29 protein-coding genes and 1 other RNA gene are annotated in these 23317 nt (G+C 46.3%); 9 read left to right on the top strand and 21 right to left on the bottom strand.

What is annotated here, in order from left to right; all coding sequences use genetic code 11:
* The 6 genes from F8N00_RS05395 (at position 1) to F8N00_RS05420 (ending at position 5522) form a co-directional block, all read left to right on the top strand.
* On the top strand, positions 1-1014 hold the full coding sequence (locus F8N00_RS05395; protein ID WP_421017881.1) for an iron chelate uptake ABC transporter family permease subunit: 1014 nt from the start codon (positions 1-3) through the stop codon (positions 1012-1014).
* A complete protein-coding gene (locus F8N00_RS05400) occupies positions 1011-1763 on the top strand; it encodes an ABC transporter ATP-binding protein (protein ID WP_421017882.1) in 753 nt (250 codons plus the stop codon). The genes F8N00_RS05395 and F8N00_RS05400 overlap by 4 nt, the downstream gene beginning before the upstream one ends.
* A gap of 143 nt (positions 1764-1906) precedes the next feature.
* Positions 1907-2371: a site-2 protease family protein gene (locus tag F8N00_RS05405; RefSeq protein ID WP_421017883.1), complete on the top strand. Its 465-nt coding sequence runs from the start codon at positions 1907-1909 to the stop codon at positions 2369-2371.
* 360 nt (positions 2372-2731) lie between these two features.
* On the top strand, positions 2732-3838 hold the full coding sequence (locus F8N00_RS05410) for a citrate/2-methylcitrate synthase (RefSeq protein WP_421017884.1): 1107 nt from the start codon (positions 2732-2734) through the stop codon (positions 3836-3838).
* 25 nt (positions 3839-3863) lie between these two features.
* Positions 3864-4808: a helix-turn-helix transcriptional regulator gene (locus tag F8N00_RS05415; protein ID WP_421017885.1), complete on the top strand. Its 945-nt coding sequence runs from the start codon at positions 3864-3866 to the stop codon at positions 4806-4808.
* A gap of 75 nt (positions 4809-4883) precedes the next feature.
* On the top strand, positions 4884-5522 hold the full coding sequence (locus tag F8N00_RS05420) for a type 1 glutamine amidotransferase family protein (RefSeq protein WP_421017898.1): 639 nt from the start codon (positions 4884-4886) through the stop codon (positions 5520-5522).
* Between the two features lie 56 nt (positions 5523-5578).
* On the opposite strand, the gene F8N00_RS05425 is transcribed toward F8N00_RS05420, so the two are convergent.
* From F8N00_RS05425 to F8N00_RS05455, 7 genes are all read right to left on the bottom strand, one after another.
* A complete protein-coding gene (locus F8N00_RS05425; RefSeq protein WP_421017886.1) occupies positions 5579-6136 on the bottom strand; it encodes a DUF1349 domain-containing protein in 558 nt (185 codons plus the stop codon).
* A 101-nt stretch (positions 6137-6237) separates the two neighbouring features.
* Complete coding sequence (locus tag F8N00_RS05430; RefSeq protein WP_421017887.1) at positions 6238-6765, bottom strand: general stress protein; 528 nt, start codon at positions 6763-6765, stop codon at positions 6238-6240.
* A complete protein-coding gene (locus tag F8N00_RS05435; protein WP_023468000.1) occupies positions 6762-7808 on the bottom strand; it encodes a DUF871 domain-containing protein in 1047 nt (348 codons plus the stop codon). Before F8N00_RS05435 ends, F8N00_RS05430 begins: the two co-directional genes overlap by 4 nt.
* A gap of 83 nt (positions 7809-7891) precedes the next feature.
* Entirely contained in the window at positions 7892-9265 is a 1374-nt protein-coding gene (locus F8N00_RS05440; protein WP_035397903.1) for a PTS transporter subunit EIIC, read from the bottom strand.
* A 12-nt stretch (positions 9266-9277) separates the two neighbouring features.
* The gene (gene murQ / locus F8N00_RS05445) at positions 9278-10162 is read right to left on the bottom strand and encodes an N-acetylmuramic acid 6-phosphate etherase (RefSeq protein ID WP_421017899.1); all 885 of its coding nucleotides are present in this window, start codon (positions 10160-10162) and stop codon (positions 9278-9280) included.
* Between the two features lie 449 nt (positions 10163-10611).
* Positions 10612-11130: a BsuPI-related putative proteinase inhibitor gene (locus tag F8N00_RS05450; RefSeq protein WP_421017888.1), complete on the bottom strand. Its 519-nt coding sequence runs from the start codon at positions 11128-11130 to the stop codon at positions 10612-10614.
* A complete protein-coding gene (locus F8N00_RS05455) occupies positions 11075-12028 on the bottom strand; it encodes an SMI1/KNR4 family protein (protein ID WP_421017889.1) in 954 nt (317 codons plus the stop codon). Before F8N00_RS05455 ends, F8N00_RS05450 begins: the two co-directional genes overlap by 56 nt.
* A 156-nt stretch (positions 12029-12184) precedes the next feature.
* Between F8N00_RS05455 and F8N00_RS05460 the strand changes: the two genes are divergently transcribed.
* Both F8N00_RS05460 and F8N00_RS05465 read left to right on the top strand, forming a co-directional pair.
* On the top strand, positions 12185-13096 hold the full coding sequence (locus F8N00_RS05460) for an EamA family transporter (protein ID WP_421017890.1): 912 nt from the start codon (positions 12185-12187) through the stop codon (positions 13094-13096).
* Between the two features lie 3 nt (positions 13097-13099).
* Positions 13100-13561, top strand: coding sequence for a hypothetical protein (locus F8N00_RS05465; RefSeq protein WP_421017891.1), 462 nt, complete (start codon positions 13100-13102; stop codon positions 13559-13561).
* A gap of 83 nt (positions 13562-13644) precedes the next feature.
* Here F8N00_RS05465 and F8N00_RS05470 read toward each other — a convergent pair whose 3' ends face one another.
* The 10 genes from F8N00_RS05470 to rnpB all read right to left on the bottom strand — a co-directional run bounded on the left by F8N00_RS05470 (position 13645) and on the right by rnpB (position 19243).
* The gene (locus F8N00_RS05470) at positions 13645-14166 is read right to left on the bottom strand and encodes a GNAT family N-acetyltransferase (RefSeq protein WP_421017892.1); all 522 of its coding nucleotides are present in this window, start codon (positions 14164-14166) and stop codon (positions 13645-13647) included.
* Positions 14167-14225: 59 nt separating this feature from the next.
* Positions 14226-14702 carry a glutathione peroxidase gene (locus F8N00_RS05475; protein WP_035397916.1) on the bottom strand — a complete coding sequence of 159 codons (477 nt, stop codon included), beginning with the start codon at positions 14700-14702 and terminating at the stop codon, positions 14226-14228.
* 73 nt (positions 14703-14775) lie between these two features.
* Entirely contained in the window at positions 14776-14994 is a 219-nt protein-coding gene (locus F8N00_RS05480) for a hypothetical protein (RefSeq protein ID WP_023467992.1), read from the bottom strand.
* A 74-nt stretch (positions 14995-15068) separates the two neighbouring features.
* Positions 15069-15293: a hypothetical protein gene (locus tag F8N00_RS05485; RefSeq protein WP_023467991.1), complete on the bottom strand. Its 225-nt coding sequence runs from the start codon at positions 15291-15293 to the stop codon at positions 15069-15071.
* A 19-nt stretch (positions 15294-15312) separates the two neighbouring features.
* A complete protein-coding gene (locus tag F8N00_RS05490; protein ID WP_421017893.1) occupies positions 15313-15813 on the bottom strand; it encodes a GNAT family N-acetyltransferase in 501 nt (166 codons plus the stop codon).
* Positions 15814-15838: 25 nt separating this feature from the next.
* A complete protein-coding gene (locus F8N00_RS05495; protein WP_421017894.1) occupies positions 15839-16129 on the bottom strand; it encodes a hypothetical protein in 291 nt (96 codons plus the stop codon).
* 134 nt (positions 16130-16263) lie between these two features.
* Positions 16264-16632: a hypothetical protein gene (locus F8N00_RS05500; protein WP_421017895.1), complete on the bottom strand. Its 369-nt coding sequence runs from the start codon at positions 16630-16632 to the stop codon at positions 16264-16266.
* 235 nt (positions 16633-16867) lie between these two features.
* Positions 16868-17314, bottom strand: coding sequence for an SRPBCC domain-containing protein (locus F8N00_RS05505; RefSeq protein WP_023467987.1), 447 nt, complete (start codon positions 17312-17314; stop codon positions 16868-16870).
* Between the two features lie 298 nt (positions 17315-17612).
* On the bottom strand, positions 17613-18758 hold the full coding sequence (locus tag F8N00_RS05510; protein ID WP_023467925.1) for a THUMP domain-containing class I SAM-dependent RNA methyltransferase: 1146 nt from the start codon (positions 18756-18758) through the stop codon (positions 17613-17615).
* A 111-nt stretch (positions 18759-18869) separates the two neighbouring features.
* An RNA gene (rnpB, locus tag F8N00_RS05515) (RNase P RNA component class B) lies at positions 18870-19243 on the bottom strand.
* A 134-nt stretch (positions 19244-19377) separates the two neighbouring features.
* Here rnpB and F8N00_RS05520 point away from each other — a divergent pair.
* Positions 19378-19821, top strand: a complete 444-nt coding sequence (locus tag F8N00_RS05520) for a hypothetical protein (protein WP_029341396.1) — start codon at positions 19378-19380, stop codon at positions 19819-19821.
* A gap of 47 nt (positions 19822-19868) precedes the next feature.
* Here F8N00_RS05520 and F8N00_RS05525 read toward each other — a convergent pair whose 3' ends face one another.
* From F8N00_RS05525 to F8N00_RS05540, 4 genes are all read right to left on the bottom strand, one after another.
* Positions 19869-21212, bottom strand: a complete 1344-nt coding sequence (locus F8N00_RS05525) for a S8 family peptidase (RefSeq protein WP_023467923.1) — start codon at positions 21210-21212, stop codon at positions 19869-19871.
* Between the two features lie 49 nt (positions 21213-21261).
* A complete protein-coding gene (locus F8N00_RS05530) occupies positions 21262-21675 on the bottom strand; it encodes a hypothetical protein (RefSeq protein ID WP_023467922.1) in 414 nt (137 codons plus the stop codon).
* A 59-nt stretch (positions 21676-21734) separates the two neighbouring features.
* Positions 21735-22427 (bottom strand): hypothetical protein, encoded by a 693-nt coding sequence (locus F8N00_RS05535; protein ID WP_421017896.1) that lies wholly within the window; start codon positions 22425-22427, stop codon positions 21735-21737.
* A 69-nt stretch (positions 22428-22496) separates the two neighbouring features.
* Positions 22497-23317, bottom strand: an 821-nt coding sequence (locus F8N00_RS05540; RefSeq protein WP_421017897.1) for an NAD-binding protein, incomplete at its 5' end; no start/stop codon positions are given.

Here is a 23317-nt window from a genome sequence, read left to right on the forward strand (position 1 = left end):
ATGTGTATAAGAGACAGCCGGGCGTCTGCGTTTCAGTCGAAACGACTCGAGCGCCGCTACTGGATTCTCCTCATCCTGTTCCTCAGCGGCGGAGTGCTCAGTACGATTGGTCTCTTGCTCTACAACAATCCGGTTCCGTTTGATTCTCCGTCCTTTTGGCCGGTCGTCGAACGCCGGATCACCGCCGTCATCACGATGGCGATCGCAGCAATTTGCCAAAGTCTCGCGACCGTCGCCTTTCATTCGGTCACGAGCAACCGGATCATCACGCCATCCTTGCTTGGTTTTGATGCTCTCTACTCGACGATCCAGACATCGATGATCTTCTTCTTCGGTGCGGGAGCACTCGTCGGCTTTACCGGCACGAGCGCCTTTTTGACACAGGTCGCGATCATGCTCGCGATGAGTCTCTTATTATACGGATGGTTGTTATCCGGAAAATACGCGAACCTGCAGCTGATGTTACTCGTCGGAATCATTCTCGGCACGGGTCTGAACTCGCTGTCGTCATTCATGCGAAAAATGCTTGCACCGTCCGAATTCGATATCTTACAAGCACGATTATTTGGTTCGGTCACGAATGCCGACGCGTCTTACTTCCCGATTGTCATTCCGGTCGTCCTCATCGTCGGTCTATTGCTCTTCTTCTCGTCAAGACGACTCAACGTCGTCGCACTCGGTAAAGAGGTCGCGACATCGTTCGGCGTCAATCATCGTGGCAGTGTCATCTACTTCTTGATTCTGATTTCACTCCTGATGTCGATGTCAACGGCATTGATTGGACCGTTGACGTTCTTCGGCTTTTTAGTGGCGACACTCAGTTATCAGGTCGCTGCGACGTACGATCATAAATACGTCTTCCCGATGGCATTCGCAATCGGTTTCTTCGTTTTAACGACTGCCTATTTCTTCATGTATCACATTTTCAACACGCCAAGCGTCGTCTCCGTCATCATTGAACTGTTCGGCGGACTGATATTCCTTATCGTGTTGCTTAGAAAGAGGTCCCTATGATATCAATTGAACAAGTTAAAAAATCGTATACGGATGATGTCCGAATCGGTCCAATCGAGTTAACGATCCCAAAAGGTGGATTCACGGCGTTGATCGGTCCAAACGGTGCCGGGAAGTCGACGACGTTGATGATGATCGGTCGTTTGCTTGATCTCGATGCCGGACAGATCGAAGTCGCTGGTATGGATGTCACGAGAAGCAAATCGAAAGACTTAGCAAAGATCATCACCATCTTGCGGCAGGAAAATCATTTCGTGACCCGACTGACCGTCCGGCAGCTCGTCGGCTTCGGACGTTTCCCCTACTCGAAAGGTCGCTTGACGGCTGACGATGAGACGATCATCTCGAAATACATCGATTTTCTCGAGTTGACGTCGCTTGAGAACCGTTACCTCGATGAATTATCGGGCGGACAGCGGCAACGGGCATATGTCGCGATGGTACTCTGTCAGGAAACAGAATACATTCTACTCGACGAACCCCTCAATAACCTCGATATCGCCCGCTCGGTCCAGATGATGGAGTACCTGCGACACGTCGCCGATACGTTCGGACGGACGATCATCACCGTCTTACACGATATCAATTTTGCAGCGAAATACGCAGACCACATTTGTGCGATGAAGGACGGACAAATTGCCGCTTTCGGAACGGTCGCCGAAGTCATGGATGAAGCGCTATTATCCGAGATTTTCGAGACACGACTTGAGATCATCGAAGGTCCATACGGTCCGATTGCCGTCTATTGATGCTGATAGCGAGTACCTAATATCTTTTTAAATCAATGAGCAAACGTCACACAGTGGTGTCGTTTGCTCATTTTCGTATATACTCTCCTCTTGAAACCATCATCCATATTTTGTAACATGAGTTTTAGAAAGGGTGTCTGAATATGGATGGTTTACTCTATAACTTCATCATGTTTCTCTTCTATTTTCCTTGTTTGATTATTCATGAGTATGGTCATGCGTTTGCTGCACGCTGTTATGGTATTCCGATTAAATCCATTGCATTAGGAAAAGGAAAACCATTTTTTCAACTGGGACATTTCTTTATTTCTAGAAAGTACATTTGGGAAGGGTTATATACTCCGGGCGGTCCTATCAGTACGTTAAATCGCACGCAAAAATCTTTTTATTATCTAGGTGGTGTATTGTTTAACTTCATTTGTGTTGTGATCGGGAGTCTGATCCTTTTTCTATTGCATAATGAGACAATACAATACATCCTACAAGCTTTCGTACGTATGTCCGCTATATTCGTCATTTTCAATCTATTACCACTTCGTTTAATTAGTGGATTTCCAAGCGATGGATTACAACTGATCTATCTATTTAAACGAAGAGATCATGCATAATGAATTAGGAGGATGATCTCTTCACATTTAATATAAAAAGACTGGGACTGTGTAGATGTCCTAGTCTTTTTTAATGAGTACATCTAAAATATACCTTGGATTGCGATATGCATTTTGATAAAAGATAGTATATACACATATAGTTACGTTAAGGTATGAGAAACTATAGAAAATCCAAGTGTCTCAAGAAATATTAGATTTATTGAAAAAAGATGGAACATTCGGCATAAACTGATGACTCCCACATACCTTAGTTTATACCACTCTTCAGAATAATTTTGTAAACGCATTCAAATTACTGGTGATTTAGTGGTAACGTACGTCATACTGACTGTAGGTAATAGAAAAGGAGTGTTGAAGATGGAATACAAAAAAGGACTCGAAGGCGTCATTGCCGCTGAAACACAAATCGGTTTAGTCGATGGAACGTTAGGTCACCTTATTTATCGCGGACACTGGGCAAAGGAACTCGCATTATCTTATTCGTTTGAAGAAATCGCGTATTTCATCTGGAATGGTGAATTCCCGACTGAAGCGGAATTGGTCACATTCAAGGAACAGATGACGGGCTACCGTGAACTTCCTTCTTACGTTAAAACGATTCTCGATACATTACCGAACGAGATGGATGTCATGAGCACGATGCGAACAGCAATCTCGGCACTCGGGACACCCGCTTTCGCTTGGCCACCGACAATTGATCAAGCGATGCACGTAACAGCACTCCTACCATCGATCATCGCTTTTAAATATCAAAAAAATCAAGGTGCTGCCTTCATCGAACCGAATCCACAACTTGATCATGTCGCGAATTACATCTATATGATTAAAGGACAATTGCCGAGTGAAGTTGAGATTAAAGCGCTGACGGCGTATCTGATCCTAACGATTGAACACGGTATGAATGCTTCGACGTTCGCTTCCCGTGTCGTCGTCTCGACGGAATCAGAAATGATTTCTGGCGTCTGTGCCGCGATTGGTTCCATGAAAGGACCGCTTCATGGTGGCGCTCCGTCAGAAGTCATTGAGATGATTGATGAGATCGGAACGATCGACAACATCGAACCGTGGATCCGAAACAAGTTAGAAAAAGGCGAAAAACTGATGGGCTTTGGTCACCGCGTCTACAAAACACGCGATCCGCGTTCAGAAGCCTTGAAAGTCGTCTCAAAAGATCTCGCGCAAGAGAGCGATTGGTTCAACCTGATTACACAAATGGAGCAAACAGCGATCGATTTACTCGAGGAATACAAACCGGGTAGAAAACTGTATACGAATGTTGAATTCTTCGCGGCAGCCGTCTTAAAAGGACTCGACATTCCGAAAGAATTGTTCACACCGACGTTTACCTCTAGCCGTATCATTGGCTGGACGGCACATATCCTCGAACAATCGCAAGATAACCGGATCTTCAGACCACAATCGTCCTATACAGGACAGATGCCGGAACAAGCAGCTAAGTTTTGATGAATCATTGATTGGAGGATATCTTTTGGCGAAAAGTGATCACCTATTAGCAATTCTTTGGATGCTACAATCCGGAAAAAAAGTAACGGCTCAATACATCTCCGAACAACTTGAAATCAATATCCGGACCGTCTATCGCTATATTGATACGCTTTCCGCAAGTGGTGTTCCGATTGTTGCCGAAGCAGGTCATCATGGCGGATACAGCTTGTTAACTCAATTCATAGAAGCACCTTTATTCTTCGATGCTGAAGAGCAGCAGTCTTTATATCACGCTGCTCTTTTTGCAGAAGAAGCCGGTTACTATGGTAATACAGCTTTAAAACGTGCGATTTCAAAAATAAAACAGCATGCTTTAAAACCATCGACAAGTGCTCCGCTCTTGGATGTAATTCCCTATCAACCCGAAATGTCGTCGAGAGCCGAAATCTTATTACGAGAAATCGATCAAGCCATTCGCAGTCGAACAACCATACATATTCAATACTGTCGCGCGAACAATGAAGATGTTCAGTCACGTGACATCAATCCTTTTAGACTAACTTATTGGAAACACGCTTGGTACGTCACTGCATTCTGTCAGTTAAGAGGAGCAATTCGTCATTTTAAAATCGACCGCATTCACATATTCAAAGTGACGACGGATCAATTCGATATTCCAGATGATTTCGATGTTCAGTCTTCTTTTATGACCGATTTACTACCAAATCCAAGAGAAACTCAAGGTGAACTAATACTCTCCGGTGACACCTCTACTATCGATTCAATTTGCCAACACTGGTACTTTAAGCACTGTTTAATCGAACAAAATCAAAACCGTGCTGTTTTTATGATTGAGACGAGCGTTTTAGACGAACAAGTCCCGAGTCTCCTTATTGCTTATGGAACATCGATACAAATCGTTTCTCCTGTTGAAATCAAAAGTAAAATCATTGATCGATTACACGAATTGATCGCTTCGCATCAATGATTTATTTTCACTGACAGTAGTTGTCAGGATAACTTTTCTATACTAAATGTATCTCATATAGTAAAGGAAGCGGTTATCTTGACTCACACTGTCTATTTATATGTATTCGATTCAATTTCAGATTGGGAATACGGTTACGTGATGCCAGAGTTACATTCACGAAGATATTTCAAAACAGATGCTCCTCCATTCAATGTCGTTACAGTAGGAGCAACGCTACACCCCATCACGACTATGGGCGGATTACGTATTTTACCGGATATCGTCGTTTCACAATTAGAGATGACTTCAAAGGATGCATTAATTCTTCCCGGTGGACAGACATGGCAAGCGTCTCTTCATGACCCTCTACTGAATAAAGTAGGAAACGCGCTGAGCAATGGAACACTCATCGCTGCGATTTGCGGTGCGACTGAAGGGTTAGCAAAGAGTGGATTCTTAAATCTGCGACTCCATACAAGTAACGATTTGTCTTACTTACAATCCGTTTGCTCGAATTATTCCGGAGAATCTTTTTATCAACATACTCCAGTTGTCCGTGATGATTCGTTAATCACAGCGTCAGGAATGGCAGCATTAGAGTTTGCTTATGAGACGATTCGTGCACTCGATTTATTCACACCTGAAACGTTAGAAGCATGGTATGGTCTTCATAAGACGAATGACGCGAAATATTTCTTTGATCTCATGGCTGCAACGTCCGTTAAGCAGTAAAGTTGCTATATAAAAAAGTGGAGCAATGCACACCATCGCTCCACTTTTTTAATGTTTCATTTAAGGATTTTCTCTAATGAGAAATCTAGTACTTCCACTTCACACCCTGCCGCTTCTACATCCGGACTACACGCATACGGTCCAATCTTCAAATCCGTCACGGCATGTAAGTGTGCGATCCGGAGTTGCTCTTTGTGCTCTCCTGTCACGTGATACAATGTGACGTCTTGATTGAGGTAATGGAGTTCAAAGACCAGCGGTGCGCCAAACAGCGTATTATCGACGTCCCGACACGACCAATCCGAGTACCCGAAGCTCGTCACGACGGCACCGAGATGTGACGGACCATCCGGAATGAATTCAGCCGACACTTTCACCCAGTGATCGTCGTTCACATAAAACAAAATCCCCGCTTGGTCATATGTCGCATTCGGGTTTAATTTTACTTCGATTCGGCACTTGAATTCCCCGTCCGGAGCATCCTGTAACAACGCATGACCTGTCAGACGGTTAAACTGATAATGGGTATTGCGCCAAAAATCCGTATCTGGATCCGTCACGAAGCGTAATGGTGTTTCCTCCTTGATCCGTGTCGGTCGATTGAGCCATTTCATTCATAACACCCTCCTTTTTATCGCCCTCTTAACTTCCGTAACTTTCGATAGCCACGAATGAGCATATCGAGCATACAATCCCTCCTATTTTCGATGAACCCTTAGACTACTTGACGAAGTCGTTGCATATCCTTATATAAAGCCGATCGTTTCAAACGTCTATTCTGTATTAAGTATTGCACATCCGACCGGTTATCGTACATCAGTTGGATATGGAAATAAATAATGCATTCAAGAATCGCAAAGACATACAAAAACAACGTGATTCGTAACCCGTACACTGGAAAATCGGATTGAGAGCGAATCCAATCGAGTCCGAATGCATATGCTGTCAGGACGATCAAAGCCAGATTGAAGACACGACAGTGACGTAATCGTCGGACGACGGGTTCCGGGGTGATCGACGTTCCTTCCTTCTTCAGACGCCTTGACTTGCTGTACCAATACCAAGCTCCTTGAATCAACAACAGCTCAAACAAAAACAGTGACATCCAAAAGGCACTGAGTTCAAATAACTGCAGTCGTGGAAAGACACGATTGCCAAACCAGCTGAGTGGTAAAATCGTGACGACCGTGAACAATTCTCCTCGGTACAGATAGGCGAGTCGTTCCGCAACGAGCTGCTTCATGGCGTCACCCATTCGATCCGGAACTTACTTCCTGGACCAAGCTGTGCAATCAATGGTTGATCGGCCTCAATGACGCGTCCGAGGACGTTGACTCGCTCATCTGCCGACAAATTACGTTTCGTGATTTGAACCTCGCCCGCGTATCGTCCGTATTTTTCATTATCGATCGTAATCGTTCCAAGCGGACGGGCAGACGGATCTTGTGGTGTCAGATCGATCGTCGACGGCTTCATCCGCGACTCGACGGACCGAATGACATCCCGCGCCGGATCAAACCGATTCGTTTCCGTCTCTCGTTGTATCTGTCGTCCGTTCGCCACGGCTCGGAGGAGGATGATTCCGTCTTGCTCTGCTTCGAATTGCCGAATCGTCGCCTCCGTCAATCGTGGATCTCCGACGAGGATTCGATCGACGGTCGATTGTAAATCGATATAACTGGCGAACGGTGACGCATGCCGGTGTTCTTCAAGTGTCGGTAACGTCTCAAACAACGGTCCACGGAGTGTCTCGTCACCCGGTATGAATGCTTGAACCCGTAATCCTTGCGCCTGCAACCAAGCATTCTTTGCATCAAACCACGTCCGGTCGAGTCCTGTTTCCGGTCGCGGATAAAAATTATGCCAAGCTTCCGTGTGATCGATTCGCAGACCCTGTGCCTTCATCTCCGTTAATTCATCTGCTGTTAACGTACTAGCGTTCAGCGCGACCATCATTTGGTTCGATAACGTCGCGATTTGCTGCGGGCTGATGCCGTAATCAAGACGCAGTCCAGTGACGCCCCAGTCCGTTAACGTCGCTGCTGTCTCCCATGTCTTGCCGAGCGTCGCGAGCGACGCTGGTGCAATGTCCGCCACGAGTTCGAATCCGAGCTCACGTGCTAAACGACCGAGCGCTTGCAAGCGTTCGACGTACAGTGAAGAATCGTCCTCGGGAATATGTAGCGATGTAAAGAGCGACGTAAAGCCAACAACACGCATCCGCTGTAGCCACTCGCTCGTCTCGTCTGTGATCGGTTCACTTAAATAGATTGATAATCCTTTCATCTACTCACTCCTTCTCTTTATCTACTTAGGGAAAAAGCAGCTGATTCCTTCTTTTTCGAAGGATTCAACTGCTTTTCAATACCTTAAATACCGTCTGCCATCTCTTCTTTGAAACCGAACCAATACGTGAACAGGAATCCTGCCGCGTACGAGATGACGAGACCACCGATGTACGTCAAGTACATTCCGTTGTCGATCAACGGTGTCAATGACAAACCGGATACGCCGACTCCAAGCGCCGTCGTCTTCATCGTTGCTTGGAAGGCACCACCGACTGCTGCGCCGAGACATGCCGTTACGAACGGACGACCGAGCGGCAACGTAACACCGTATAACAACGGTTCACCGATTCCGAGGAATCCGACCGGAATCGCCCCTTTGATGATGTTACGCAGGCGCGGATTGCGCGTCTTGACGAAAATCGCCATTGCCGCCCCGACTTGACCCGCTCCTGCCATTGCAAGAATCGGTAAGAGTGGCGTGTTGCCAATCGTGTTCAAAAACTCGAGATGGATCGGTGTCAGTCCATGATGAAGACCAACCATGACGAGTGGTAGGAAGAAGCCGGCCAGTACTGCCCCGGCGAGTGGTCCACCGACCTCAAGTACGGCATTGATTGCTTTCATGATACCGTCTGACAGCAGTCCAGCAACCGGCATGATCGCATAGAGCGAGGCAAATCCGACAATCAGCACCGTAAACAGTGGCGTAAAGATAATATCGATCGATGCGAACATGAAGCGACGGATGTGTTTCTCAAGATAGGTCATCAACCACGCAGCGAAGATGACACCAAACAATCCGCCCCTACCTGGAACGAGCGGTTCCCCGTAAATCGTGATGTCCGCAAGCACGGGGTTGAATAGAATCCCACCGGCAATCGCCCCGAGCACCGGTGTTCCGCCGAACTCCTTCGCCGTATTCCAACCGACAAGGATTGCGAGATATGCAAAGACCGTCCCACCGATCAAGAGTAAAATCTGCATCCATGTCTGTGTTGCATCGACACCCGCATTTTTCGCGAAGTTCGCACCACCGTTGATGATACCGGAAGCAACAAGACCCGGAATGAGCGGGATGAAGATGTTCCCGATTCGGCGCAAGAAGCGTTTGAATGGTGACTGTTGTTTTGCTTTTACTTTTTGCCGTTCGACGGCAGCTCGTTCTTCTGGCGTCAGATTTGGATCAACGGACTCTTCCCCGATTGCGAGTCCCGTCTCGCGACTTAAGTGGTCGGCTACCCGATTGACCGTTCCCGGACCGACGACGATTTGTAACGTCTCGTCATCAATGACCCCCATGACGCCGTCAATCCGCTTTAATGCATCGATATTTGCTTGCGTCGGATCCTTTAACGATAAACGAACCCGCGTCATACAGTGCGCAAGCTGCCGGAGATTATCTTTTCCACCGACGTGCTCGAGAATCGCGTGTGCCAGCACTTCTTCCTTCTTCATCGTGTTTCCCCCTTAGAGTGCGTCTCGGACGAATCCGTTTGCTTGTTGTAATCGTTCGACGGCTTCTGTATACGAAACATTCGCGAGAATCATGACGATTGCCGTCTTGACGTGACCGTGCGCTTCACTAAAGACACGCTCCGCCGTTACAGCGTCGACTCCTGTTGCCTCACAAATCATCCGCTTCGCCCGGATCTCCAGTTTCTCGTTCGTCGACTGGACGTCGACCATCAGATTTTGATAGACCTTGCCGACACCGATCATCGCCGCCGTCGAAATCATGTTCAAGACGAGCTTTTGTGCCGTTCCAGCCTTTAGTCTTGTTGATCCCGTCAAGACTTCTGGACCTGTTTCGACTTCGATTGCATAACGCGCGTGCCCACTGATGACCGCATCCGTGTTGCAAGAAATCGCTGCCGTCACCGCTCCGACTTCCTTCGCGTAATCAAGCCCGCCGATGACATACGGCGTCCGACCGCTTGCTGCAATCCCGATGACCGTATCACGTGCTTCTAGCTGGAGCCCTTTTAAATCGTCGACGGCAAGCGTCCGACTATCCTCTGCTCCCTCGACCGCTTTGATTAACGCTCGTTCGCCGCCTGCAATCAAACCAACGACCATGTCTGGTGAGACCCCGAACGTTGGCACACATTCTGCCGCGTCAAGAATCCCGAGTCGTCCGCTCGTACCAGCACCGATGTAAATCAAGCGTCCTCCGTTTTTGAATGATGCAATGACGTGTTTGACGACTTCCGCGATAATGGGAATTTGTTCCCGAATGACCGTCGCGACCGTTTGATCCTCAGCATTCATCACCCGTAAGACATCCTCGACTGTCATCTCATCGAGTTGCATCGTCTGTTCATTCCGACGTTCCGTTGCTAATTGATCTAACATCTGCTTCACCCTTTCTCTTCCCTCCCTTTATTATACAATTAAGAAATTTTAATTCAATATTATTTATTTATTTTTGAAATTAAATTTCGATATATAAAAATAAGGTTTTGTCCTTCTTTTTCAGGCTTGGTCCCTTGATTTCCTGCTTGTAGTAATTTCCTTATTCGCAAAGTCCAGTAACGCAGACATTCGCTCCCGTCCTATCGTCTCGACGAGTAACGGGATGCGTGGCCCGTAGGATTGATTGATCGTCAATTGATAGAGCAGCGTCGCATAGTATCATTAGTGAATAAAAAGCTGATTTTCACCCGTTAGATGCCTAACAGACGAAAACCAGCTTCACATGGACCACTTTTGTACGTCTCATGTTACTCATAACATCATTCGTACTGAAACCTGTATGAGGCTTTAAGATATTTATTAAAGAAGTCGTTCACCAGAGGCGTAAATCATTTTAATTTCTCTTCCATACTCTCTACTGAACTAGAACTGTCGCTGTACTGTTCTTTCTCCTCAACGAGATATTCGATATCGTATGTACCCGGCTCGATTGTCTCGCCTTGTACCGTTTGTTTGAGAACGACGGTTTCTGATGCTTTGACACGTTTCTTTTGTTGTCTTGTTTTAATCTGTTGTTTTCTTGAATCGAAGACGACAGTCCTCGACTTGCTCTCACGAACGACGACATTCAACAAATGTCCAGAACGCGCAACGACATCAAATGCATGGTCTCCTGTGTTCGTCAATTTGTATTCAAAGACGAATCCTTCTTTCGTAGTCCCTGTGAAGGACGTCTCATTCGTCTCACTTCCACTTTGCGGTTGGATCATACAACCGCTTAAACAAAGAATCATGAGGATCAACAACCATTTTTCATTTGTAAAACTCCGTGCTGTGTGAAGAATTTCTAAATCATTCCCACCCTGGAAGTGGTCGTGGTTGCTCTTCAACGAAGGCACGATATCCATTGAAGCGCAGTCCTTGACGTTGCGGATTATGATTACGAATCAACGGATCACCTGTCTCGTCCTCGTTCTGCCAAAACCGATGCTCCGTTTGAAAGACCATGATTGACGAATACTGGAATCGCTCTGCCATTAGATATTCTCGAACCGATTGCATCACTTGTTCAAAGCGCGAATCCGAGTCGTAGCTACTGCCAAGACGTTCTTTTTCTTGTTTCCCTTCGAAAATCTTAACCGAGAAATACGCATCCCTTTTCGCAATCGGATACTCGATTTCAACGCGAACCGAGTCGACGAAGCGAATCGGGCGTGGTTTGCTCACTTCTTCTTCGGAATTGTAGTCCTCTACATAATAAGTATTTGTTGCAATCGAGAAGTCCTTGAACTCCCAGAACATATCGCCTTGCGCAATGATCGCATACTCGAGGAATGTGCCGAAGTTCTGTCCAATCGGATCAGTCTCCTCTGTCGACAACTCATGAAATATCCAGTGCATATAGGGTCTCTCATCTGTCTTCGCATCTTCCGTTTGAATCAAGACATATCCTTCGTTCATTTCGCCAATCATCAAGAAATGATAATAGTCTTCATGGATCAGGTCGTACTCTTTAGCCTGGATTGTCATTTCAATGACTTTTTCAAGTGGATAGAGTTCGATGCCGAGACCTTGAATCATAAACAATTCCGCTCCGTCATGTAAACGAAGGAATGTCTTGTATTCGCTTGGTAACGTTAAGTTGAACTGCTGTTCAAATGACTGAATCGTCTGTTCCGTCACCGGATCATTCAGATTGAATTGAGCGACTCCAGTGTCGTATCGCCGCTGAATGAAGGTCGACCCGTGGTTGATTTTTTGTGATAAGACGTCAAGTACCGCTTCGATTTGGTTCATTTCTTTCATCGGTGCCATCCTTTTCATTTTCGCATTCGTGAATCATACGACTTCACCCTATATACCATACCATTTTTTCAATTATTTGGTGTATTCCATCCTACTCGTTCTGTGGTATTCTCGTTCTAATATCATTTAAAAAAATTGCATTCGAAGAGGTGACACATGTCTAAATCATCATCGATGTTGCTCATATTACTTGCTGCGATCTTTTGGGGCACGACGGGTACCTCACAAGCCTTTGCGCCGGAAGATGCACATCCGATTGCAATTGGTGCCGTTCGTCTGGCTGTCGGTGGACTGTTCTTACTCTGTCTCGTTCTCTTCAAAGGAACGCTGACGTTACGCGACTGGCCGGTGCGAACGATTTTACTCGCTGCCGTCAGCATGGCGGCTTACCAGCCACTGTTCTTCTCCGCTGTTTTGATGACCGGTGTCGCTGTCGGTACTGTCGTTGCAATCGGTAGCGCACCAATCTTTTCCGGATGTATCGAGTGGCTGTTCCTAAAGAAACGTCCAGCGTTGCTGTGGTGGGCATCGACCGGACTATCGATCACCGGCTGTCTGTTGCTTTTGAACAATCAAGGAACGGTTGCGATTGATCCAATCGGAATCATCCTTGCACTCGGTGCCGGACTATCGTTTGCCGGGTACACGTTCGTCAGTCGAGACCTCGTCAAGACACACGCACCGCTGTCTGTCGTTGCCGTCATTTTCACGACGAGCGCCTTGCTGTTATCGCCTCTGCTGTTTTTATTCGACCTCTCCTGGTTGTTCACGTCACGTGGTGCCGGAATCAGCCTCCATCTCGGCGTCGTTGCGACCGGAATCGCTTACTGGTTATTCGCGAAAGGACTATCGAACGTACCATCGTCGACTGCCGTCACGCTCTCGCTCGGTGAGCCGCTGACTGCCGCCTTGCTTGGTGTGTTCGTCCTCGGTGAACAGTTAAATGGTACGGCCTGGTTCGGAATCTCGTTATTGTTACTCGGAATCGCCTTATTGATCGGTTCGTCTCGCCTAGCAGCGCGCCAAACCGTTTTGACAGAAGAACGACAAACTCGGACTGGAGGCTAAATCATGCAAGAAATCACGCTTGAGAAACTACAATTTCGCGAAGATTATCACATCGGACTCAATCAGTTCTTGATGGATGTCGCAACTGGTAACCGATTGATCTTTCATTTTCGCGGGCATACGGAGGAGACGATGGTCATCGTCGGCGACTACAGCTGTAATTACTTCCGATTGACCTTCGAAGCGGATGCGATTCTGCTTCGTTCACCGGACCTCTACGAACTAAAAGAAGATGTTGAGATCAACCCGATTCCACTTCTGACGCTGACAGATTCAAAGCTACTGACGTTCGCACGTGAAATGATGAATCTCGATCCTACAAAAGACTGGGTTCATTACTGGCTCCGGGCGTTCGAGCAAGATTTTCATGTCTTGTCTCCCCGTCTACCGGTTCTGACCGATCTCGGACATAAGCGCAGCGATGCGATCGTCAAGCATTCCTTTGATTCGTTTAGCGTTGAATGACCTGAACCATTTTCATACGCAAAAGATCCACGAAACGGATATTCGTTTCGTGGATCTTTTCTATGAACATTCATAGGAGCAGATTATGGATGATCAATCGTATACTCCATCATCCAGCACGTATCTTCATTGATTTTTTTAACTTTCTGAAACCCACATTTTTCATAAGCTTTAATTGCTCTAAGATTTAATACGTCAGGATCTAGAATAATTCGATTTACTTCCTTGCCTCGAGCGATATCTTCAACGAATAATTTTATCATTTTCGTTCCAATACCTTTATTAAAAAGTTCAGGATAACCAATAAACTGGTCAATTCCAATTATGATAAAATTCGCAGGATATCCAAATACCTCTTTTTGTTCGTCCGTTATCAAATAACGTTGCATGAATCCAATAGGTTCATCATCTAACTCTACGATGTATGGAGCGACAGGTATCTCTCCATTTACTCTCGGTTCGTATTTATCTATCACTTGTTGCAACGTAAATGGTGCGTTCATATCTCCATAGAACTCTAACACTTCTTTTGTACTTAACCATTGAGACATGATTTCATAATCAGTATGTTGCATCTTTCTGATTGAGATAGAATTGATTTTCATATGTACCTCTCACATTCATTCGTAACCGTCCGACGATTCACACCGGACGGTTATTTGGTTTATAAATACAAAGATAGCGTTCTTTCAACTGACTGGACGGAATCGACCGGACTGAACCGCTGTACGACACGACCTTGGCGATCGATTAAAAACTTCGTATAGTTCCATTTAATCTTCGACGACAGCAGACCGGAGCGTTCGCGTTTTAGGAATGTATAAAGCGGATGCTCATTTGGTCCATTGACGTCGATCTTCTGAAATATCGGAAACGTCACGCCATAGTTCAGCTGACAGAACTGCATCGTCTCTTCCTGACTCGCGAACTCCTGCTGATTGAATTGATCGCACGGAAAGCCAAGCACCGTGACTCCTTGCTCGTCATATTTATCGTACAATGCCTGTAGTTCGCCAAGTTGTTTAACAAGCCCACATTTGCTTGCCGTGTTGACGATCACGAGGACACGCCCCGCATAGTCACCTAATGAAACAGTCTCGCCCGCTGCGTTTTGTACGGTTGCATCGTATACGGTTTGCATGTTTCCCAGCTCCTTTGCCCCGAGTATAAGACAAAACGCGCACCCTGTCGTTTTCAGGCATGCGCGTAATGCTTTACCAAATCGTCTCTTCTTTGTCGCTCAGTTTGATGACGAACGGTAGGATCAAAACGAACAAGAGACTGACATATCCGAGCGATAAGTAATGTTGCGAGTCTTTCGAAATGTATTGCTTCACGCCACAGTTCGGACATGCTTTCCCATGTTTCGAAAATCCGACAGTAAGCACTTCTTTTGTTTTGAACGTATACTGGCAATTCGTACAATGTACCATCTGACCATCTCATTCTTCCTTATCTACTGGTGGATTCAGGAAAAAGTTTCATGAAATCGAAGGTAACCGACATCTTACCTCATCGATTCTTCCTGGTCGCTCAACCGAATCAGAAACGGCAAGAACAGGACGAACAAGAGACTAATATTCCCGAGTGAAAGATAAAATTGCGACTTTCGGGACATGTATTGATTCACGCCACAGTTCGGACATGGTTTGCCTTTCCCATGTATTGCAACACTGACAGCGAGTAGTTCTTTTGTGTTGAACTTATACTGACAATTCATACAGCGTGCCATAACATCATCTCCTTTTCTATTATCTACTTATAGAGTTTGGAAAAGGTTCCGTCGAGTGGACGGGTTGTAAACGCATCTTCAAAAATTCATAACTTCCACCATTCGTCGCCTCTTGGAAGCGTTCGACTGGAAGGAAGCCACTTTTCGTATACAAGCGAATCGCCCGCTCGTTGAATGTCGCGACAGCTAATTCAATTTGTTTAGGTGCATACCGGTCCATGATGAACGCAAGACCTGCTTCTAAAAATGCCACTCCATTTCCTCGTCCCGTCAAGTCTGGTCGCATGCCAAGCCCGACGTCAACGACGTCTGCGTTTGGTTCAAATACATAATAGCCAATCAATTCTTCCCGATCTAACACAGCAAAATAATGTTCCGTCCGCTTTGCTGGATCGAGAAATTCTGCTAAATCTTCTTCGTCGTTCGGCATATTATAAAATGCAAACGCCCCGTCATATTGCCACTCGTATGCGACCTGTTCCGCCTGTCGTTGCGTCAGCGGTGAAAATGTATAGCTCATCAAGATTCAGCTCCTCTTCGGTTCGTCAACGCGATCGATTCTTTCGATAGTCTAACAGTAGCGGCAATACGTTTAATCCGATTGAGATGAAAGTCAACACCCACAGTGCCCGCTCCATGCCCGGTACGACGTCTTGTAACGCTGCCCAATCTTCTCGAGCCACGAATTCCGCGACGAGTCGGTATTCCGCGCACAGCGTCAGTGCCGTAAAACTCAGTCCAAGCACCATCAGGAAACGATAATCCTTATCAATCAAATAAAAGATGATATTCAGTGCAGTAAATCCAATTGCCATTAATCCAAGAATGATCCACATCTTTCATTTCCCCCAAAGATAATTCGTTGTGTAATACCGTTCGTTTTAAACGCTTTTCAAGATTATGTATGCCTCATGCTACTTCACTCATACATTTTTGATATCATTCATTTACTTTAATAAGACGCGTGTATTCAAGTGCGTGGTGAGCGGTATTTATAAATACTCCAGATGCTGAAAACACTTAAAATCGTTCCAATGAACGAAAATAATGTGGTTGTCATCCCATTTGGAATCATGAAGCCAATTGGCATCAATCCGATAAATGTTAGAACAATAAAGGATTGATAGATCACATTGATGATATTGATTAGTGGACGGTTAAAGAACGATAAAATGAGCGGTGGTAAGAACAATACGATGGTCATGATTACCGAAATACGAAAGGCTACTGGCTCCTCTAACGAAATGACGTGATCTCCTAATGCATTTTTTGATGCGATGAATAATAATGCCACTGCGGAGCACATTGTTAAAAACACGAGCAATACTTTTCTAAGCATAATTTGACCTCCTTTCTTCCATCATATCATTCTCTCTAAATAAAATGTTTATATTATACTTTAAATAACATCATTTAACAATTATTAAAAATTTTATATTTTTATTTTTTATCTTTTTACAAACTAAACAGCATTACTTTCTATACCTTACTCACAAAAAAATCCCTTCTTAGACTAAAGTCCATGTAAGAAGGGATTTAATATGCAAAACGATACATTTCTCTTTTTTAGAGTGTTATGGATTTAACTGATCAACAAGAGTATAGTTACCTGCTTCGACATAAGTCGTAAAACGATCCAGAATACTTTGCCATGAAGCACGTTGTGCATCCGGATCATTCACTTGATCGTCTTCAAAAATTTCAATCACTTTCGTTCGATGGCGCAACGGAATGAACATGACTTCGACAAGTCGTCCATCTTCTAATTGATAGCGCAAATGCTCTAAGGGTGAGACTTCCTGATACGTACCCAAATATTCAACATATGTCGGACTTCCTTCGCGTTGCATTCGACTTTTAAAATGTCCCTGTTCCATTAATTCGTTCTCGACATGTGTCGTATACCAGCCATTCGACGATCGATACCATTGCATCATATGTTGCGGTTCTGTCCACAGACGCCATACGGTCTCGATTGGAGCTGAAATCGTTGACGAGATCATTAAAAAATTATCCAACATGTTCCCTCCACTTCAAAGTCTTTATTAAAGAAGTTAATCCTCTTAGATTTTTTCTAAAGATAACTTTCGATAGACTAGTCTAATTTCCCTACTTATTTATCGAAATAGTTTTAAAGAACTAATTAAGGAGGTCATATAAATTGTTTTTTCAGGAACTTTATACCTTATTCATAGTAAAACTAGCAATTTAAAAAAATAAAAAAACCCCTCAACCGAGCAGCTCGTGACATTTTGGCGAAAAAAATAAAAAAGTGGGAAGTAAGTGGGAACTGACCCCCACTCACCTCCCACAAATCGCTTAAGACTGCGGTCTTTTCCGACGCAAACCATAATATTGATAGAACTGAACTTCGATGTTCCCGTTATAGAGCTTCCGGCGCTTCGTCGCTGGACGACCGTACGCTTTTTCGAACTCAACATACGACGTGATCATATAGACACTGTAGTATGGGAATTCTTTGTACGCAGTTCCAATCTTACGGTACAACTGATGGACTTCACGTGCGTCCTCCAAACGCTCCCCGTAAGGCGGGTTCCCGATGATGACACCGAAGTCTTCCTTTGGTTTGAAGTCTGCAGCGTCGCGTTGCATGACGTTGATCGCATCGCGGACGTCTGCGAGTTCTGCGTTTGTTTTCGCGAGTTTGACCATCTCTGGATCGACATCGCTTGCGTAAATCTTCAATGGTTTGTCCCACTCGGCTTTTTCGTTCGCTTCGTTGATTGCATCGAACCACGCCTTCTTCGGAATGCATTTCCATTCCTGTGAGACGAACTCGCGGTTGATGCCTGGTGCGATATTACGCCCGATCATTGCCGCTTCGATCGCCAGTGTACCTGAACCGGTGAAGACGTCGTAGAGCGGCATATCCGGCTTCCAGTTCGTCAGCATCAGCATCGCTGCTGCCATCGTTTCTTTGAGTGGGGCTGCTGAGTGGAATTCACGGTAGCCGCGTTTGTGTAATGCGTCGCCTGACGTATCGATCGTTAATGTTGCGATATCTTTTAACAAAGCAACTTCAATCGGATAACTTGCGCCGGTTTTTGGCAACCATTCCGTTCCTTTGTTGTACTGTTCTTGCATGTGCGAGACGATTGCTTTCTCGGTGATCTTCTGACAGTCACGGATCGAGAACAGCTTCGACTTGACCGAACGACCGTTGACGATGAAGTTCGCATCCCACGGCATCAACTCGTGCCACGGCAGTGCCTTGACTTGATCGAACAATTTTTCGAATGTCGTCGCGCGGAACTCAGCAACGACGAGTTTGATCCGGTCCGCTGTCCGAAGCCACATGTTCAAACGGGGAATGTCCTCCATCTCACAATCGATGTAGACCTTTCCGTCCTCGACCGTACATTCGTATCCTAACGCACGGACTTCTTTTGCGACGAGCGCTTCGATTCCCATCGCCGCTGTCGCGATGACTAAGCGTTTTGCCATATCGCGTTCACTCCTTTATTGTTTCTTCCACTGAATCGTTTCATTGCAATAAAAAAAGAGCCCAGGGTGGACCTGGACTCTCGTTCAACTTAAAAATAACAGCCTATGTGGTCCTGTAAGCCATGTTCTGTTCCTTAGTGTTTCAAACGGTTTGACCCTCACACGCAGGCGACAATCATCTATCTCCGTATTTGCATACGCTCTCCTTCGCGTTCAGTTCCGCTCCGGAAATTCCCCTACCAAATTTGGGTTTCTCGCTCGTGGGGTTTACCTCGTTCCACCTTCATGGTTTCCCATGAAGCTCCGTCACTGTGGCACCTTCAAGAAGTTTCGGCCCTATCCGAAGACTTAGGCGTTCCTTCTGCCGTCAGCTTGACGCTGCCTACACTTATCTTTTTGTGTAGCACGATCACTACAGCCATCGCAGGCTGTGCGAGCATGGACTTTCCTCAAAGCACCGAAATGCCCCGCGATTGTCCGAACCAACATAGTCACTGCTTATGAGTGTAGCGTAGATGCCGCTTTCCTGCAAGAGGCAATTCTCGTTTTATAAACGAAAAAGTTGCGTCCCTGCCTCATTTCACGGTATAGTACAAGAGTTCAGAAGGGGGCATGCAGTATGAAAAAACGACGCTCTGGTACGAACCGGCGAACGGTTCGCAAGTTGACGTTCCTGATCGAGATCGATGAGATCAAGGCACTTCATCTGCGAAACGGCATCTTCGCCTTCTATCGTCAAGGAGAGCTCATCCACGCGTTCGAGCCGTTCAACGTCAAGGCGCCCGATGCACTCTCAAAACGTAGCTATCATTTCGATCAACACGATATCTTGCTTATGAATGAACGTTTCCCTGAGCAAATCCCGTTGTATGATGAAGCAATGACGTTACGCTCTTGGGCCGACCAGGTCGCTTATGGTTTATACCAATTGATCGATTCCAGTCGCTTGTCGTTCGTCCATGAGGATGACACAGGATACAAAATGGAAGCGATGATCACGTGGACTGGAGAGGCATTAACACCTCCGACGCCCGTCTATAAAAAAGGAAAAGACCCGAAGTAACCTTCAGGTCTCGTACAGCGTTTCCCACTCGGTGGGAGGCGCTTTTTTTATTTGACGGTCAGGAGTCGTTCGACCGTTCGCGTATGGCGTCCACCACTCGTCTTGAATACGAGTTTATAGGACCCTTTTTGTTTCAATTGATACGTGAACTTGTGCGTCCCATTTTTTAATTTCGACTGGGTGAACGTTTTAATGACTTTCCCATCTTTATAAAGACGGGTCGTCGTTTTCGCATTCGAATATTCGTCAAAGTAAAACGCGAATAGTTGATTCGGTTTGACTGTTGAAGGGAGCGACACTTTAGAAATTGGCGCTGGAAGCGCCGCTAACATTCCGGCATTCAAGCGACCGACTCCGTAATGTGAACTTGTATCTCCTGTTTTTTTGGTCGCAGCAGCATACAGTTTACTGCGCATCGCTTCATTCGTGACGAATGGATTCTTTGATTTCGCAAGCGCCAATACCCCGCTGACGACCGGTGTTGCCATCGATGTCCCGTCTAAGTAACCATACTTATTCCCAACGATCGTTGAATAAATCCCTTCACCCGGTGCCATAATGTTAAGTCCTTTGCCGTAATTCGAGAACGTCGACGCTCGACCGAGTGTGCCAACAGCCCCAACGGCGACGACTTGACTCATCGAACCTGGGAAGAGCACTTTATTGCGCCCATCATTCCCCGCTGCTCCAACGACAAGGATGTTCTTCGCTTCTGCTTTTTTGATTGCTTCTTCCATGTAGGGATCGAATTCATATTGTCCGAGCGACAGGTTGATGACGTCTGCTCCCTGCTCGATCGCATACAAAATACCGTCACCGATATCAATCGACGCAGCAAAGTCACCATCGAATACGTCGGCTCCGATCAATTTAACACCGGATGCGACACCAACGATCCCTTTCCCGTCTTCCCGTGCCCCGACGATCCCAGCGACATGCGTTCCGTGATCATCCGGTTTACGGATGCCCGAGATCGTCGTCGTTTTATAAATGACGTCCTTGAACTCGCGGTGTTTCGTATCGATTGCGTCATCAATGATTGCAACGCGGATATCCGACTTACCACGGCTGTACTTCCAGTAAGTAGGGATCCGTGACTGATCGAGATACGTTTGCTGGAACTGGGCAGAATCCGTCGCTTTCTTGACGTCCGTGATCGGAATCAAGTCGGCATCGATATCCTCTTCTTCGAGATGTGCAAGTGGCTCGACGAGAGAGAATCCTTTTTGTTTCAAGGCACGAATCTCGCTCAGTCCCTGATTCGCCAACCAGTTTTGTTTTTGTTGTTCTGTAAAAGTTGGGTCGTATTGTACGTATTGAGACTGCGCAAAGGCAGACGTTGGCATGGCGACGATTGTCGCTAGCGTGAGTAGTGCAAGTTGCTTTTTCATGGGAACCCTGCCCTTCTCTGTTTACGCGCCGACCGAAGAATCGTCTGGACTAAAGCGGAACCGTACCGTCCGGTTCTTCGCTGACTTCAAAAGGAATGATTTTTCCGATCGTCACGTAAGCATAATAGCGTGCAAGGACCGCACGCCAACGCGTTGCATCGATGCCTGTCAGATCTTCACCTAACGGGGACCCGTCGAACGTCTCGAACTGTTGGCAAAAGAACGCTTCCTCTTCTTCATGCCACGTTACTTCTTCGCCGATGAACCCAGTCGAAAAGCGGACGAAGTCCGCAATCGAGGGTCCAATCACTTCTGCCGGCAAGCGTTCGCTCATCCGTCCGACCAGTTCATACCGGTCGCGTTGTGCTTGTTCCGCTTCTTCAATCGAATGACACAGCAGCACTTCACGATTTATTTCTACTAACACGACATAGTCACCACTCGGTAAATTGACGTGAATCATCCCTACACCCCTTGGATTGGATTCGTGCGGCTTCTAGGTGTCATTTTTTCTTCGATAATTTATAATGTCCATTTTCGATCAAATGTTAATTCAATCGGCTCGTTATCTTTCGACTTTAACATAACGACCCGTGTCGTTTCAATTTGATCGAGGAGATCCGCTTGACGAAGAGACTGAATTTCCTTCGACGAACCGGCTTCAAGCCGGTCTATGTACGGGGCAAGCAACGCTTGTTGATTGCTCGCGAGCGCGTACCAGGCAAGTCGAGCGAACGGCTCATCCTTTGCTGTCTCGAGCGCGTAGCTCTCGAAGATATCTGGAAGATAACTGCTAAATTGATCAAGCGCGTCGATGCGTTCTGCAACGTCGAGAATCGTTAACCAACTCGGGAGCGACAGCAACGATTCACTTGACCACCAGTCGAGTAAATCGACATGTTCTTTAAGTAATTGCTGTGCTTCTGGTCGATCGATCATATGTTGTAGGGTCTGGATGAGTTCGTTCCAGGCAAGCGACCAGTATTCTTCCGATGGATTAGCTGAAAGGAAGAATTGACGATAGACCGTCAGCAATTCCGAAACGTCCGTTAATGGTTCGACTTCCAATCGCTGATTAAAACAGCTAACTGCTTTTGTAAAATAATTTGGTTCAAGCGTTAATGCCATATAGAGTAATTTTGGTGCGTTTTTAATTTCGCCTTGATCGACCGTCTCGAATAATTCTTGAATCCATTCTGGTTGTGGTTGTGTCATAATCCTTTTCCTCCGTCTAGTAAATTTGTTTACTATACCCGAAAAAAGATTAGTTAAATCCTTTCTTCCCTAAATCGCTCCAATTCGATTCGCCGTCTCTTCTGAGCAAAGGACGATCAATGTCCCGTTTTTCGGAATCGTTTCATCAAGTCGCCGATTCAAATCAAGCCGTTTCCCGTCGGACAGAATCGTCACCCCTTCTTCTAGCAAGGCATGAAACGCATCGCGGTATGTCGCCCATTCCGGTCGCGTCGGAATCGAGAACATCCCTTCACCGTCTTTCGTCAACAGATTCGTCACGACCTTCGTCACGCCAGGATGATGGGACGCGAGGACCGCCATCCGGGCAATCGTCTCGTCACCAAGCAACACCTCATCGACCTTGACCTGTTCAAAGCTGTCGAGGTGTTCTTCGAGCATCATCTCGACGATCGTGTAAATGTTCGGATTCGCCCGTTCGATGCTTGAAGCGATCAACAGTGTCCGTCCGTCAGCATGGACCGGGGGAATCGAATGATCCGCGAGAACGATCGCACGGACCGCCTTTTCGATGTGAGCTCGCTCGAGCGTCGACGTCAGCGCCGGATCACCACAGACGTAATGGAACCGAGGGTGACTGAAGGGCTCCCGCTCTAGGTCGTCGACGAGGACGACATCCGTATGTTCGAGCAATGACTCGATGACGTGCTTCGAACGCCGACTGTATCCGAAGACGACCGTATGTCCTGTTTCCTTCACTTGTAACAACCCTCTTTCCTTTTGATTACGAATCAACTGGACACCATCGACCAGTTTTGAGATCAATCCACCGACGATCCCGATCCCGAAGATGAACACGAAAATCGTCAGAATGCGACCGGTATCCGAGCTGTCTCTTATACACATCTCCG

The sequence above is a fragment of the Exiguobacterium sp. A1_3_1 genome (assembly GCF_048985645.1).
Taxonomy (GTDB): domain Bacteria; phylum Bacillota; class Bacilli; order Exiguobacteriales; family Exiguobacteriaceae; genus Exiguobacterium_A; species Exiguobacterium_A indicum.